General features: G+C 73.2%; 12 protein-coding genes. 6 read left to right on the top strand and 6 right to left on the bottom strand.

From position 1 onward, the window contains the following. The first annotated feature begins 105 nt into the window (after nt 1–105). The 4 genes from D7044_RS00125 to ctaD all read left to right on the top strand — a co-directional run bounded on the left by D7044_RS00125 (nt 106) and on the right by ctaD (nt 4809). Entirely contained in the window at nt 106–1263 is a 1158-nt protein-coding gene (locus D7044_RS00125; RefSeq protein WP_120687583.1) for a glycosyltransferase, read from the top strand. Between the two features lie 131 nt (nt 1264–1394). Next, nucleotides 1395–1856, top strand: a complete 462-nt coding sequence (locus D7044_RS00120; protein ID WP_120687582.1) for a DUF4383 domain-containing protein — start codon at nt 1395–1397, stop codon at nt 1854–1856. A gap of 105 nt (nt 1857–1961) precedes the next feature. Next, the gene (locus D7044_RS00115) at nt 1962–2690 is read left to right on the top strand and encodes an STAS domain-containing protein (protein ID WP_120682332.1); all 729 of its coding nucleotides are present in this window, start codon (nt 1962–1964) and stop codon (nt 2688–2690) included. A gap of 115 nt (nt 2691–2805) precedes the next feature. Next, entirely contained in the window at nt 2806–4809 is a 2004-nt protein-coding gene (gene ctaD, locus D7044_RS00110) for an aa3-type cytochrome oxidase subunit I (RefSeq protein WP_120682334.1), read from the top strand. A 269-nt stretch (nt 4810–5078) separates the two neighbouring features. On the opposite strand, the gene D7044_RS00105 is transcribed toward ctaD, so the two are convergent. The 4 genes from D7044_RS00105 to D7044_RS00090 form a co-directional block, all read right to left on the bottom strand. Continuing rightward, a complete protein-coding gene (locus D7044_RS00105; protein WP_120682336.1) occupies nt 5079–6215 on the bottom strand; it encodes a SigB/SigF/SigG family RNA polymerase sigma factor in 1137 nt (378 codons plus the stop codon). 224 nt (nt 6216–6439) lie between these two features. Beyond that, entirely contained in the window at nt 6440–7852 is a 1413-nt protein-coding gene (locus D7044_RS00100; RefSeq protein ID WP_120682466.1) for a hypothetical protein, read from the bottom strand. A 490-nt stretch (nt 7853–8342) separates the two neighbouring features. After that, nucleotides 8343–10106 (bottom strand): thiamine pyrophosphate-binding protein, encoded by a 1764-nt coding sequence (locus tag D7044_RS00095; RefSeq protein WP_120687581.1) that lies wholly within the window; start codon nt 10104–10106, stop codon nt 8343–8345. Next, a complete protein-coding gene (locus D7044_RS00090) occupies nt 10099–11223 on the bottom strand; it encodes a baeRF2 domain-containing protein (protein ID WP_120682340.1) in 1125 nt (374 codons plus the stop codon). The genes D7044_RS00095 and D7044_RS00090 overlap by 8 nt, the downstream gene beginning before the upstream one ends. Nucleotides 11224–11366: 143 nt before the next feature. On the opposite strand from D7044_RS00090, the gene D7044_RS00085 reads away from it, so the two are divergent. Next, complete coding sequence (locus tag D7044_RS00085) at nt 11367–11915, top strand: hypothetical protein (protein ID WP_199716425.1); 549 nt, start codon at nt 11367–11369, stop codon at nt 11913–11915. A 56-nt stretch (nt 11916–11971) separates the two neighbouring features. On the opposite strand, the gene D7044_RS00080 is transcribed toward D7044_RS00085, so the two are convergent. Then, complete coding sequence (locus D7044_RS00080; RefSeq protein ID WP_233563477.1) at nt 11972–12343, bottom strand: DUF3817 domain-containing protein; 372 nt, start codon at nt 12341–12343, stop codon at nt 11972–11974. Between the two features lie 156 nt (nt 12344–12499). Here D7044_RS00080 and D7044_RS00075 point away from each other — a divergent pair, with 156 nt between their 5' ends. After that, nucleotides 12500–13978 (top strand): glutamate--cysteine ligase family protein, encoded by a 1479-nt coding sequence (locus tag D7044_RS00075; protein ID WP_120687580.1) that lies wholly within the window; start codon nt 12500–12502, stop codon nt 13976–13978. A 26-nt stretch (nt 13979–14004) separates the two neighbouring features. Here D7044_RS00075 and D7044_RS00070 read toward each other — a convergent pair whose 3' ends face one another. Next, on the bottom strand, nt 14005–14583 hold the full coding sequence (locus D7044_RS00070; RefSeq protein ID WP_233563478.1) for a GNAT family N-acetyltransferase: 579 nt from the start codon (nt 14581–14583) through the stop codon (nt 14005–14007). Between the last annotated feature and the right edge of the window lie 8 nt (nt 14584–14591).

Raw genomic sequence — 14591 nt, 5'->3', positions numbered from 1 at the left:
GTCGATCGGTGTCCCGCGCGGCACGTCGATCGGTGTTCCGCGCGGCACGTCGATCGGTGTTCCGGCCGCGGCCGGTGCCGTCGCCCGGGAGAGGGGCCGGGCCTGATGAGCCTCACCGTCCTGATGAACGCCGGTCCGTGGCTCTCCGTCCCGCCGTCCGGCTACGGCGGCATCGAGAACGTGATCGCGACCCTGGTGCCGGAGCTGCGCCGCCTCGGTGTCCGGGTGGTGCTCGCCTCGGTCGGCGAGAGCACCCTGCCGGTCGACGAGCTGGTGTCGGTCTTTCCCGACGGGCAGTTCGGCGCCCTGCAACGGCCGTACAACCAGGTGTGCGGCGTCGCCCAGGCGCACCTGGCCGGGGTGGTCCGAGAGCTGCGCGCCCGCGACGACATCGACCTGGTGCACGACCACGTCGAGGCGGTGGGGTTGGCCACCCTGACCGCCATGGGCCCGGACGGGCCGCCGGCGCTGCACACCCTGCACTGGGACCTGGCCAAGCATCCCGCCCTCTACGGCAACCTGGACGGCGGGGACCGGGTCCGGGTCAACGGGGTCTCCGCGTCGCAGCTGGCCCGCGCCCCCCGCGCCCTGCGGGACCACTCGGTGGGGCACGTGCACCTCTCCACCCCGCTCGCGGTGGGAGCGGAGCGCCGGTCCCGGCCGGAGAAGGGCGAGCACGTGGTGGTGCTCGGCCGGATCAACCCGGGCAAGGGGCAGGACCTGGGCGCGCGGCTGGCCCGGCAGGTGGGTTTCCCGCTGGTGCTGGCCGGACCGGTGGGGCCGTACCACCGGCCGGAGGACCTCGCCGCCGCCGGTGCGGAGGCCCGGCAGAACCCGGACGTGCGCTTCTTCCACGACGAGGTCGCGCCGTACCTGGACGGGGAGATGGTCCGCTGGGTCGGGACGGTCGCCGGACGGGAGCGCGACGACCTGCTCGCCGGGGCCCGCGCGGCGCTCTTCCCGCTGCGGTGGGAGGAGCCCGGCGGCACCGCGGTGGTCGAGGCGCTGGCGTTGGGCACCCCCGTGGTCGCCACCGCGCGGGGCTGCCTGCCCGAGCTCGTCGAGCACGGCCGTACGGGGCTGCTCACCACCGACGAGGAGGAGCTGGGTGAGCTGGTGCTCGCCGCCGGCCTGCTCGACCCGGACGAGTGTCGCCGGGAGGCGGCGGCCCGCTTCACCCCGGCCGTGATGGCCGAGCGGTACCTCGCGCTCTACGAACGGGTCCGGCACCTGACCCCGGCCGCCGACCTGCAGCCGGCCTGACCCGGACCGCGGCGGATCCCCGATCGACGGCGGAGCCGGGGGCCCGTCCGGCCCGCCCCCGGCCCTCGGTTTGGGCGGCCGGTTCGCGGGTAGCCGCGGCTGGCCGAGGGCGGTGGCGGGAGGAGGCGTCGGTGATCGGACCGCTGGCGCACTCCCGAGCCCGACCCAATCCGGCCGACGGCAAGGCGCCGGTACGCCGGGCCGCCGGCGTGGTGGCTGTCGTCTTCGTCGTCATCGGGGTGCTCGGCTTCATACCGGGTGTCACCAACCCCTACGACGAGCTGCGCTTCGCCGGGCACCACTCGGGGGCCGCGCTCTTCGACACGTTCCAGGTGTCGGTGCTGCACAACCTCGTCCACCTCGCGTTCGGGGTGGCCGGGCTGGTGCTCTCGCGGACGGTCACCCGGGCCCGGGCCTACCTCGTCGGCGGCGGGGCCGTCTACCTCGTGCTGTGGCTCTACGGCGTGGTGATGGACGCCGGCAGTGGGGCGAACTTCCTCCCGCTCAACGACGCCGACAACTGGCTGCATCTGGGTCTCGGCCTCGGCATGGTCGCGCTCGGCCTGTCGACGGCACGGCGAGCGCCGGGGTGACGGCGGCCCGGCGAGCGCCGGGGTGACGGCGTCGACGGTTTCGTCGATTCGGGCCGAGGGTATTTCCTGAGTCCCACCGATGAGACGCGAAAGGCTTGGGGCCAGATGTCGAGCCGGATCACCTGCGAGGTGCACGACGAATCGCCGGTCACCGTCGTCCGGCTCGCCGGGACTCTCGACCTGGCGACGATGCGGTCGGTGTACCGCCGGCTGGACGCCTGCCTGGCCGCCCAGCCCGACGCGCTCGTGGTCGACCTGGGCGCGGTGGCCGTACGGGACCGGTTGGCGCTCGCCGTCTTCGCCGCGACGTTCCGCCGGGCCGAGGAGTGGCCGGCCGTACCCGTGGTGCTCTGCGCCCCGCCCCCGAACACCACGCGCTGGCTGGCCGAGACGACCGCGTGCCGGGTGTTGCCGGTGCGGCGGGACTGCGCCGAGGCGACCCGGGCGGCCGGGGAAGCCGCCGCACCCCGGCTGCGGGCCCGGCTCGAACCGGTCGCCGAGGCGTGCCGGCGGGCCCGCGAGTTGGTGGTCGACGCCTGCGCCCGGTGGCAGCTGCCGGAGGTCGCCGGGCCCGCCTCGGTGGTGCTCAGCGAGCTGGTCGGCAACGTGGTCCGGCACGCCGGCACCCCGATGCAGGTCACGCTGACGCTACGCCGGCCGTATCTGCACATCGCGGTCGTCGACGGCAGCCGGCGGGCCGTGCGTACGCGCGTCCCGGACGCGCGGTCGGAGGGTGGCCGGGGCCTGCTGCTCGTGCGTGAGCTGGCGAAGCGGTGGGGCTGCGTCCCGGCCGGGGACGGCAAGGCCGTCTGGGCGATGGTGCCGGCGACCTGACGCAACCTCGGACCCGACGTCGCGAATTGACCCGATACGCCCCTTCAGCCTGGTTTCATAGGGCAGGGGGTGGGGTAGGCACGCCCGTCCCCTTACGCGACGACGGGGTGAAGCCATGCCCAAGCGGGTCACGACGGAGCCAGGCCGAGACAGAGGACCGGCGATCCTCGCGCCGGCACAGTTCGGCGGCTATCCCGGCTCGTTCCGCGAAGTGGTCCGCGGTAGCACCATCATCAAACTTCTCGGCACCACCGACGCCAAGCTCATCGGCCTGATGTACCTCACGACGTCGTTCGCCTTCTACGTGATCGGCGGCGTGATGGCGATGCTCATGCGAGGGGAGCTGGCCCGGCCCGGGCTGCAGTTCCTCTCCCCCGAGCAGTACAACCAGCTCTTCACCATGCACGGCACGATCATGCTGCTGCTCTTCGCCACCCCGTTGGTCTTCGCGTTCGGCAACTACGTCGTACCCCTCCAGATCGGCGCCCCCGACGTCTCGTTCCCCCGGCTCAACGCGCTCGCGTACTGGCTCTACCTGTTCGGCGGGTCGATCGTGGTCGGGGGCTTCCTCGTCCCGGGCGGCGCGGCCGACTTCGGCTGGTTCGCCTACGCGCCCCTCTCCGACATCGAGCACTCCCCCGGCATCGGCGGGAACATGTGGCTCATCGGCCTGGTCGTCTCCGGGCTGGGCACCATCCTCGGCGCGGTCAACATGATCACCACGATCCTGACCCTGCGCGCACCCGGGATGACGATGTTCCGGATGCCGATCTTCACCTGGAACATCCTGCTCACCAGTGTGCTGGTGATCCTGGTCTTCCCGCTGCTCGCCGCGGCGCTGCTCGCGCTCGGCGCGGACCGGCTGCTCAACGCGCACGTCTTCGACGCGGCGACCGGCGGTCCGATGCTCTGGCAGCACCTGTTCTGGTTCTTCGGCCATCCCGAGGTCTACATCGTGGCGCTGCCGTTCTTCGGCATCATCACCGAGATCATTCCCGTCTTCTCCCGCAAACCGATCTTCGGGTACCTGGGTCTGGTGCTCGCCACCGTCGCGATCACCGTGCTGTCGATGACCGTCTGGGCGCACCACATGTTCGCCACCGGGCAGGTGCTGCTGCCCTTCTTCAGCATCCTGAGCTATCTGATCGCCGTGCCGACCGGCGTGAAGTTCTTCAACTGGATCGGCACCATGTGGAAGGGGCAGCTCACCTTCGAGACGCCGATGCTCTTCGCGGTCGGCTTCCTGGTGACCTTCCTGCTGGGCGGGCTCACCGGGGTGCTGCTGGCCAGCCCGCCGGTGGACTTCCACGTCTCCGACTCCTACTTCGTCGTCGCCCACTTCCACTACGTCCTCTTCGGCACCATCGTCTTCGCCGCGTTCGGTGGCGTGTACTTCTGGTTCCCGAAGATGACCGGGCGGCTGCTCGACGAGCGGCTGGGCAAGGTCCACTTCTGGACGATGTTCGTCGGCTTCCACGTCACGTTCCTCGTCCAGCACTGGCTGGGCAGCGAGGGCATGCCGCGGCGCTACTCGGACTACCGGGCCGAGGACGGATTCACCGTCCTGAACACGATCTCCACCCTCGGGTCGTTCGTGCTCGGCGTCTCCACCCTGTTCTTCATCTACAACATCTGGAAGACCTGGCGGTACGGGTCGCAGGTGACGGTGGACGATCCCTGGGGGTTCGGCAACTCGCTGGAGTGGGCCACGACCTGCCCCCCGCCGCTGCGCAACTTCGACCGGATGCCCCGGATCCGCTCCGAGCGACCCGCGTTCGACGCCAAGTACGGCCCGCTCGTCTCCGACCTCGGCCGGGACCTGCCGCAGCGCACCACCCGGCCGCCGCAGGAGTTCCGTGAAGAGTTCCGGCACGTCACGCAGGTACCCGAGTCGCCCGCCGCCGAGGGCGCGCACGGCACGCACGAGGTCAACGAGTACATGCCGGCGCCGCAGTCCGGCGCCCGCCCGGTGGAGGTACCGGATCCGGAGCAGGTTCGCCGGCCGAGCTTCGAGGAGACCGACGAGCCGGACGACAATCCGCTGGGCGCGCAGCGGGCGCCGCAGGAGAACGACGAGTGGCGCCACCCGCGCAGCCACGGCGACCAGCCGGATCGGTGACGGGCGCGCCCGCGCCGACACCAAGGGGCTCTCCGCGACGCCGGACGTCGAGGAGAGCCCCTTGCGGCTGCCCGACACGTCCGGACGGGCTTCGCGGTCGGGTCGGACGGGCTTCGCGGTCACGGGTCGGACGGGCCGCGCGGTCACGGGTCGGACGGACCGCACGGTCGCGAGTCGGACGGGCGGCGCGGTCGCGAGTAGGACAGGCTGCGCGGTCGCGAGTCGGATAGACCGCGCAGCACCGGGTCGGTGGAGGCCGGACGGGCCGCTCAGTCGCGGGCCGGTGGCAGGCCGGCGGCGGTGAGCGAGCGGCGCACCGCGGGCTGCACCCGGGTGAGCCGGAGCGGGACACCGGTGCGGGCGGCCGCCTCCCGGCCGGCCACCAGCGCGGCGATCCCACCGGCGTCCACCCCGCCCGCGCCGACCAGGTCGACGACGACCTCGCTCGGCTGGCCGGTGACCGCCTCCAGCATCGCCCGGCGCAGCTGGTCGGCGCCGTCCCGGTCGACGTCGCCGCCGACCTCGACCACCACCCGGTCGCCGTTCTGCCACACCGAGATGCGCGGCTTGCTCGCCTCGGTCTCGGCCGCGCCGTTCTGCCACGGCGGCGGAGTGTCGGCGAGCATCGCCTGACGCAGCCAGGTCAGCGCCCGGGACAGCAGCCGGGAGACGTGCATCTGGGAGATGCCGAACCGGGCGGCGATCTCCGCCTGGGTCTGGTTGCCGTAGAAGCGCATCGCCAGGATCCGCCGCTCGCGCCAGGGCAGGCGGTGCAGCAGCCCGCTGACCGTGACCCGGTCGTCGACGGATTCCAGCGCATTGTCGGACTCGCCGACCAGGTCACCGAACTCGGCCGAGCTCTCCCCACCGACGGGCGCGTTGAGCGAGGCGGGGCTGTAACCGGCCGCCGACTCCAACGCGGCGAGGATCTCCTCCTCCGGCGTCTCCAGTCGTGCGGCCAGCTCGGCGACGGTCGGGGCCCGGGACAGCTCGCTGGTCAGGGACGCGGTGGCCTGCCCGACCTCGAGGATCAGGTCGCGTAGCCGGCGGGGTACGTGTACGCCCCAGGTCCGGTCCCGGAAGTGCCGCTTGATCTCACCGACGATGGTGATAGCCGCGTACGCGGTGAAGGAGCCCCGTTCCGGGTCGTACCGGTCGACGGCGTTCACCAGCCCCAGCCGGGCCACCTGCTCCAGATCCTCCAGCGGTTCCCCCCGGCCCCGGTAACGGCGCGCGAGCCGGCCAGCGAACGGCAGGGCGAACCGCACGAGGTCGTCGCGAGCCTCCTGCCGCCGTTCGGGTGGCACTCCCTCGATCCGCGCCGCATAGGCCAGTGCGGCCGCGTCGAGGTCTTCCAGACCCCGCTCGGTCGGTGGTGGCGTGCTTGTGGTGGTCTGTCCGAACATCCGCGCCTCCCTCAGGAAGGTCCCTCGCCCGGATCGGGAAAGCCGGTCGTGCGCGTGGTCGGACCACGCACCGGGCCGGAGTTGGGTTACGTGACTGGGACGCCAGCGGGCGACGACATCACACTGCGCAAGGTGATCAGTCCGTCGCAGCCAGCGATGTTCCCGCTCCGTAGGTACTCAATCACGGGATCCCGGGTTCGCGAGGATGTTTCGCTGGGCTTGCCTCAAGAGACGAGCAACCCCTGGTGGGTGCCGCTGTCGCGGAAGACCGCCAACGTCTCCGCCACGGTCAACGGGGGCGGCACGGGCAGGTCGTACGGCTGCGCCCGTAGCACCTCGGTGGCCCGGCGGGTGGGTACGGAGGTGACCGGGTAGCCCCGCGCGGAGGCGCGGTCCAGGGCCCGGCGTCGCCGCCCGAAACCGGCCACCGCGAGCCACTGCGGCAGCCCCGCCAGGGCGGGCGAGCGGACGCCGGGCGGCTCGGGCAGCACGTCCACGGAGTTGTACGGCTCGCTGCCGGCGAGCCACCACTCGGCCTCCTCCACGCTGCGCCTCGTCGCGTTCTCGCACCAGTACGGCACCAGCCCCGCCCGCACCACCTGCCACGGGTCGAGCAGCCGTCCGCACTCCACCACCAGCCGGTCGCCGGTCTTGCCCGCCGCGCGCAGCCACCGGCGGTAGAGGTCCGCCACCACGGCGCTGAGCCCCTCCGGGCGAGGGAAGAGCACCCGGTGCAGGGTTCGTTCGGAACGCCCGGCCCAGTCCCGGGCGCTCAGTTCGAAACCGGACTCCACGCCGTGCTCGGCGTACCCGGACGGGGAGGAGACCTCCGGCGGCTCCCAGCGGGCGGCGTCCCCGCCCGCGGAGCGGAGCACCTGCCGCAGGGCGTGGCTGTCCGGGTGGAAGTCGACGGGGTCGAGCCCGCTGCCGGGACAGCCGACCTGGAAGCTGTGCCGCTGCCCCGCCTCCACCACCGGCCACGTCCGCGCGTCTCGCAGCAGGAGCACCGGCGCTCCCGGGGCCAGCCGGTCGGCCAGGAACCGCCGGTACGCGGCCGGAAGCGTCCGCCAGCGGGCCGCGAGCAGGATCGTCGCCCCCGCCAACACGCCGCGGCTCGCCGGGCAGTGCACCTGGCGTACGTGCAGATCGTCGTTGCCGTCGAGCAGCCGCGCGGTGAGCGTCGCGCCGTGCTCCAGCGCGGTGGCGGGGCGGTCCACCGCACCCTGCGCCCAGTGCACGGTCATCTCGAAGCCGGCGGGCAGCCAGGGCACACCGAGGGCGACCGCCAGGTGCGCCGCCGCGCCGTGCGGCGAGCCGAGCACGACCCCCGGGTACTCGCGGCGGGGGTACTGGTCGACGAACCAGCGCGCGACCCGCTCCGCGTCGACGTCGGCGAGCTGCGCGGGGGTGAGGGCGACCCGGCCGGCGGCCCGGGTGATCGCGGCTCGACGGACGGGATCGGGGGCGCCCGGGAAGCGGGACACCGGGCCCTGATGTCCCAGGTCGGCACAGTCGGTGCCACGTAGGGCGCGGGCCGTGGCGGCGACCAGGACGCGGGCCGCGCTGCCGGCCGTGACGACCCGGTCGCCGGCCAGACCGGCGTCCGCCGCCACGAGCCCCTCGTGCACCTTGTGCACCGGCCCCACCTTGCCTCGTTCGCTCACCACGCGGCCCGGCTTCCCGTCCCGATGCGGTTCAAACGGGCCCTCCTCCACCTGCCGGGTCCAATCCGCTGATCGGGGGCACTTCGCCGATACCGGCCAGTTGGCGGTCTCCCGTCCGTCTCGGGAGGGCTGTCCGGGCCGTACGCGATCGACCGGCGACCGCCGTACCCGCCCGTTCCCACCGGCTGCCGGACGGCGTTGGGAGGGGCGCGGTGCAGGGTGGCTCCGGCCGGACCTCGGGCGCGGCGCCGGATTTCCTGGGGCCGGCGAATCCGCCGGGTTCGGAGTTCGGGGTCGGCAGCCTTTAGAGCTGATGTCGTGAACGCATCGACTTCGATGTCGTAAGCGACTCAGCTCCAAAGGGACCGCGCAGCGGTACCGAGACCCCGGAGACACGCCGCCGCACGCCGCTCCACGGCGCACGCCGGGTGGAGGGCGGATGGGGGGCGGGTGGGGCGGGGGGCTAGACGATGTCGTCCGCGGCGACCGAGAGTTGGCGGTCGACCTGCTCCCGGAGCCGGCGGGCGGCGTCTCCGTCGGCGAAGAGGCCCCGCAGGTCGGCCAGCGCCGGTTCGGGAGGCGCGAGCGGCACGGCGGCGTCGACGACCGCCTCCACGACGCAGGGGCGGTCGGCGGCGAGCGCCTCGTCCCAGGCGGCACCGACCAGCTCGGGCCGGTCCACCCGTACGCCGTGCAGCCCGAGCAGCCGCGCCCAGCCGGCGTACGGCACGTCGGGGCGGCGCTGGGCAGGGTCACCCGCCGATTCCCGGCCGGCGGCGAGCCCGGACTGGTCGCGGTTGTTGAGCACCAGCACCACCAGGCGCGGATCCTGCCAGCGGGTCCAGTGGTGCGCCACGGTGATCAGCTCGGCCAGCCCGTTGAGCTGCATGGCGCCGTCGCCCAGCAGCGCGACCACCGGCTGGTCCGGTGCGGCGAGCTTGGCGGCCACCGCGTACGGCAGCGCGCAGCCCATCGCGCCGAGCGTGCCACAGAGCTGCGCGTTCATCCCCGGCGGCAGCTCCAGATGGCGCGCGTACCAGTAGACGACCGAGCCGACGTCCACCGCCACCGCCGTGGTCCGGGGCAGCCGGGGCGAGAGCTCCTGGAGCACCAGCTGCGGGTTCACCGGCTCGGCCGGTGCGGCGGCCCGGTCGACCAGCTCACGCCGCCACCGGTCCACGGAGTTCTCGACCGTGGCCCGCCACTGCGGGCTCGGCCGGTCCGGCACCCGCGCCAGCAACGCCCGCAGCGTCTCGGCCGCGTCGCCGACCAGCGGGACGTCCACCGGGTAGCGACTGCCGACGCGCCGGCCGTCGATGTCGATCTGCACCGTGCGCACCTGCCCGGGCATCGGCAGGTAGCCGGTCCACGGATCGTTCGTGCCCACCAGCAGCAGCGTGTCGCAGCCGCCCATCAGCTCGGCGGCGGCCCGGGTGCCGGCCTCGCCGAGCACGCCGGCGTGGTAGGGCAGCCGCTCGTCGACGACCGGCTTGCCCAGCAGCGAGCAGGCCACCCCGGCGCCGAGCCGGTCGGCGAGCGCCACGACCTCGTCCACCGCGCCCCGGGCGCCCTGCCCGACCAGGATCGCCACCCGCCGGCCGCTGCCGAGCAGCTCCGCGGCCGCGGCCAGGTCCGGCTCGTGCGGAAGCACCCGGGCCAGCGGCTCGCCGGGGGTCGCGGTGATCACGCCGCCCGCGGCGTACGTCCGGAGGTCGGGCACGGCCGCCTCCTGCACCTGTCGCGGCAGCACGACGCAGACCGGGCTGCGGGTCGCGGCGGCGGTGCGGAACGCCTGGTCGAGCAGGGCTGGCACCTGCCCGGGGCCGCGCGCGTAGCGGACGAACTGGTTGCACACGTCGGCGAAGAGGCGGGTCAACCCGATCTCCTGGTGCGCGTCGCCCAGCGGGCCGGAGACGTCCTCGCCGACGATCGCCACGACCGGCTTGCTGTCCAGCTTGGCGTCGTAGAGGCCGTTGAGCAGCTGCACCGCGCTCGGCCCCTGGGTGGCGAGGCAGACCCCGATCCCGCCGGTGAACTTCGCGTGCCCGGTCGCCATGAAGGAGGCGGCTTCCTCATGTCGCGCCGGCACGAACGCCGGATCGCCGCCGGCGCGGTCCAGCGCCGCGACGAGCGGGGCGAGGGCCGCGCCGGGACAACCGAAGACCCGGGGCACCCGCCAGGCGCGCAGGCGCTCCACCACCAGGTCGGCGGCGGTCCGGTCAGCCATCGCCCCGTCCCGGCGTGCTGGCGTCCGCGTATCGCAGCACCGCGCCCACGCCGTCGGTCAACTCCGGTGCCTCGTCCGGGCCGAGCACGGTCAGCTCGGCGCCGGTCCCCACGAGCGCGCGGACCAGGGCCGCGTCGGCGCGTACCCGCAGCGGGTCGTCGACGCGCATGGCGTCCAGCTGCCCCGGGTCGACGGCGATCTCGGTCGGTTCCGGACCGATCCAGAGTTCGCCGTTGGCGGACGGGTCGTCGACGATCAGCATGTTGTCGACCTGGTTGCGTTGCAGCGCGGCGACCACGGCGTCCAGCCCCGCGCCGACGTCCTCCTGCATGCCGAACCGGTCCAGGGCCAGGGTGATCCGCTGGTCTGCCACCTCGGCGATGGTCTGCACGGTCAGGTCGTCCAGGAGCGTCTGGTCGGCGCCACCGGCCCGGGAGCCGGCGTCGGTCCGGACGACCAGGTCCTGCCATCGGGGCGGCATCTGCGCGGCGATCACTCCGGTGGCCCGGACGTCCCCGGCGACCACCACCACGTCCGCGCCGACCTTCTCGGCCAGCTCGACCGTTGCGGCCGTGACGTCACCGGCGTTGTGGTGCCACGCCTCCATGGCCGCCCGCTGGTAGCGCGACTGCGACCAGCCACCCGGCTGCACCCGGCGCAGCCGGAAGTCCTCGCGGCCGACGACGTGCGCCCGGCGGGGCACTCCCCCGGCGCTGACCGCCACGGCGTCCGCGCCGGTCCGGTCGGCGAGCACCCGCACCCAGGCGACCTGCTCGCCGCGCTGGGCGAGCAGCGGCATCACGTGCGGCAGCGGCGCGTACGCGGCGAGATCGCGCAGCGGCGGCGCCGAGAGGTACTCGGTGAGCACCACCCGCCCACGGGTGGCGAAGACGGCCAGGCCGTAGTCCCCCGCGACCGGGTCGTGTCCCCGGATCACCCGGTCCAGCGCGGCGACCGTCGGCTCGTCCGCGCCCTGCTCGACCAGTTGGCCCTGCAGTGCCCGCCAGCGCAGGTCGAGCGCCGGGTGGGCGTCGTGCGTGTCGGCCGACGCGTCCAGGTACACCGAGCACCACGGCCCGGGTCGGTCGTAGAGCGGCCGCAGGAAGGACAGCTGCATGCTCGACCCCTTTCCAGCTCGGCCCTGCGCATACCCGTGCCGCCCGGAATGTCACCTGGCCGGACATGAGTGCGTGACCAGGTTTCATTCACGCCGTTCAACCCGTGGCACGGATACCATCAGTGAACGGATCAGGACTCTCGGTGGTGGTCATGGACAGCGGACTCGATACCCGGCGCATCGCTCATCCGACGCAACGGATCTTCACCGGCCGGGTGGTCCGGTTCCTGGAGGGCTACACCCGCGAGATCGCCATCGGCAAGCCGGTCCTGGTGGCCGTCCTGGCGGCGGCCGGCGTGGGCGCGCTGTTGATGCTGGTGGTACGCGCGATCCTGCCCGGCAGCGGCGGCGGAGCCCGACGGCGCTGGAAGGATCTGACCAAGGGCCCCGAATACCTGGTCACCCCGGTGCGGCTGCGCGACGGCGCCGGCGGGCTCTACGAGGTCGAACTGCACGGACATCTGGCGCAGAGCGCGGTGCACCCCGCCGACCACGTGCAGCTGACCCTGCGAGCGCAGCGCGACCCGGACCTGCCACCGCGGATCGAGCGGATCGTCAACCTCACCACCGGGCAGCTGCTCACCCCGCGCACCGCGACGCTCTGGTCTCACCTGGGCCCACCGCTGCTGCTCCAGGCCACGCTCGGAATCCTGCTGCTGCTCGGCATCGCCGCCTGGTCGGCGCTGACCTGACGCGACCTCCGGGGTCGCCGCAGGTTCCGCCGACGACCGCCGGGGCGGCCGCGTGCTCAGCGCACGGTGGCGGGCTGCGGAGGCGCCACGGCCTCCGTCACGCCGAGCATCCCCCGGCGGCGCGCCCAGCGCTCGTAGACGAGGGTCGCGAACGGGGGCACCGCACAGGCCAGCGCCACCCCGGTGGCGAGCAGGCTCCACCGGTGCCGCCGGGCCACCAGCAGGACCAGCAGCAGGTAGACGACGAAGAGGCCGCCGTGGATCGGCCCGAAGATCTTCACGCCCAGCTCGTTGCCGGGCGGGCCGTACTTCACCGCCATCCCGACCAGCAGACCGAGCCAGGAACAGGCCTCGGCGATCGCCGCACCGACGAACAGCTTCGTCACCCTGTCGCGCATCCCCACCGCCACCACCTCTCGGGCGGCCATGCTAACGGCGCTGGGCCGCGAAGCCGGGCCCGACCGGCCGGACGCGACGGGAATCACCCGATGCGTGGACGGGTAGAGGAAGGTTCCACGGGCTCTTCCCCCTTCCCGCGCCGCCGTGGGAGGTTAGGAGGACCAGCGGTGACTCGGGCGGTGACCATGGGCGAAGACGTCGGCACGCACACCTTCAGCCGGGACGACCGGGCGCGCTACCGGGACAAGGTCCGCCGGTGCCTGGACGTCTTCGCCGAGATGCTGCGCGAGTCCCGCTTCGATGTGGACCGCCCGATGACCGGGCTGGAGATCGAACTCAACCTCGTCGACGGCGAGTCGCAGCCCACGATGCGCAACGCCGAGGTGCTGGCCGCCATCGCCGACCCGAGCTTCCAGACCGAGCTGGGCCAGTTCAACCTGGAGATCAACGTCGAGCCGCGTCGGTTGACCGGCACCGGCACGGCGCAGTTCGAGGAGCACGTCCGGGCCAGCCTGAACGCCGCCGAGGAGAAGGCTCGCCCGCTCGGCGCGCACATGGTGATGATCGGCATCCTACCGACGCTGCTCCCGGCGCACCTGAACGCCGGCACGCTCTCCTCAAATCCCCGCTACGAGCTGCTCAACGAGCAGATCTTCGCCGCGCGGGGCGAGGACCTGCGGATCTCCATCAACGGGGTGGAGCGGCTGGCGGTCACCGCCGACACGATCACTCCGGAGGCGGCCTGCACCAGCACCCAGTTCCACCTCCAGGTGAGCCCCGCGCAGTTCGCCGACTACTGGAACGCCGCCCAGTGCATCGCCGGCGTGCAGGTGGCGGTCGGCGCGAACTCGCCGCTGCTGTTCGGCCGGGAGTTGTGGCGGGAGACCCGCATCCCGCTGTTCCAGCAGGCCACCGACACCCGACCGGAGGAGATCAAGGCGCAGGGCGTACGTCCCCGCGTCTGGTTCGGCGAACGCTGGATCACCAGCGTCTTCGACCTCTTCGAGGAGAACGTCCGCTTCTTCCCCGCCCTGCTGCCGGTCTGCGACCCGGAGGATCCGGCGGAAACCCTCGCGGCGGGCGGAGTGCCGAGCCTCGCCGAACTGCGCCTGCACAACGGCACGGTCTACCGCTGGAACCGCCCGGTCTACGACGTGCTGCGGGGCCGGCCGCACCTGCGGGTGGAGAACCGGGTGCTGCCCGCCGGCCCGACCGTGGTGGACACCATCGCCAACGGCGCCTTCTACTTCGGCCTGGTCCGGGCGCTGGCCGAGTCCGACCGGCCACTGTGGTCGCAGATGTCGTTCAGCGCGGCCGAGGAGAACTTCACCAACTGTGCCCGGCACGGAATCGACGCGCAGGTCTACTGGCCGGGCCTGGGCTACCTTCCGGTCACCGAGCTGGTGCTGCGTCGGCTCCTGCCGCTGGCCCACCACGGGCTGGACCAGTGGGGGTTGGACCCGCGGGAGCGGGACCGGCTGCTCGGCATCATCGAGCAGCGCTGCCTGACCGGGCGCAACGGGGCGAGCTGGCAGGTCGGCACCCTGCACCGGCTGGAGACCGCCGACCACCTGGACCGGCCGGCGGCGCTGCGCGAGGTGCTGCGCCACTACGTCGACCTGATGCACAGCAACCGTCCGGTGCACGAGTGGCCGCTGCCCTGAGGGCGCTGCTCAGCGGCGGGCTGCGCTCAGTCCCACGGTGACGGGTCGTCGCGCAGTCGGCTGTAGAGGTAGCCGTCACGCCACCGCCCGGCCCGGAACTCGCAGGCCCGGACCACCCCCTCCAGCTGGAAGCCCGCCTTCTCCAGCGAGCGCTGCTCGGGCAGGTTCTCCGGGTGGGTGCCGGCCTGGATGCGCTGCACAGGGGTGTGCGCGAAGAGGTAGTCGCAGAGCAACGCTTGCGCGCGCCAGCCGACGCCCCGCCCGCGCCACTGCGGCAACAGGGCGATGCCGATCTCCCAGTAGTCGGCGCGCGGGGCGTACTGACCGGCCCGGTAGCTCACGAAACCCGCCGCGACCGCATCGGGCCCGGCCTCGACGACGAGCCGACCGTCCTGCGCGCTGAGCATCCCGTCGACCGCGAAGCGTCGCACTGACTCACCCGGGTCGCGGAAGCCACCCCAGTCGAGGCCGATCAGCCCGGGCTCGGTGCAGAACCGCCGGAACATGGCGAGGTCGGGCTCGGTCACCGGGCGCAGCCGCACGACGTCGCCGTCGCTCTCGTGAGCGATGCCGGGCACGGGCACCGGCGGGTAGCGGCCCTCCACACCGGACA

The organism is Micromonospora musae, assembly GCF_003626635.1.
GTDB classification, from domain to species: Bacteria; Actinomycetota; Actinomycetes; order Mycobacteriales; family Micromonosporaceae; genus Micromonospora; species Micromonospora musae.
This window is presented reverse-complemented; position numbering and strand designations above follow the sequence as displayed.

Bases quoted from the DNA above. Each gene is read 5' to 3' on its own strand.
- D7044_RS00125 (WP_120687583.1), top strand. From the start codon at position 106: ATGAGCCTCACCGTCCTGATGAACGCCGGTCCGTGGCTCTCCGTCCCG.
- D7044_RS00115 (WP_120682332.1), top strand. From the start codon at position 1,962: ATGTCGAGCCGGATCACCTGCGAGGTGCACGACGAATCGCCGGTCACC.
- ctaD (WP_120682334.1), top strand. From the start codon at position 2,806: ATGCCCAAGCGGGTCACGACGGAGCCAGGCCGAGACAGAGGACCGGCG.
- D7044_RS00105 (WP_120682336.1), bottom strand. From the start codon at position 6,215: ATGTTCGGACAGACCACCACAAGCACGCCACCACCGACCGAGCGGGGT.
- D7044_RS00095 (WP_120687581.1), bottom strand. From the start codon at position 10,106: ATGGCTGACCGGACCGCCGCCGACCTGGTGGTGGAGCGCCTGCGCGCC.
- D7044_RS00090 (WP_120682340.1), bottom strand. From the start codon at position 11,223: ATGCAGCTGTCCTTCCTGCGGCCGCTCTACGACCGACCCGGGCCGTGG.
- D7044_RS00080 (WP_233563477.1), bottom strand. From the start codon at position 12,343: ATGGCCGCCCGAGAGGTGGTGGCGGTGGGGATGCGCGACAGGGTGACG.
- D7044_RS00075 (WP_120687580.1), top strand. From the start codon at position 12,500: ATGGGCGAAGACGTCGGCACGCACACCTTCAGCCGGGACGACCGGGCG.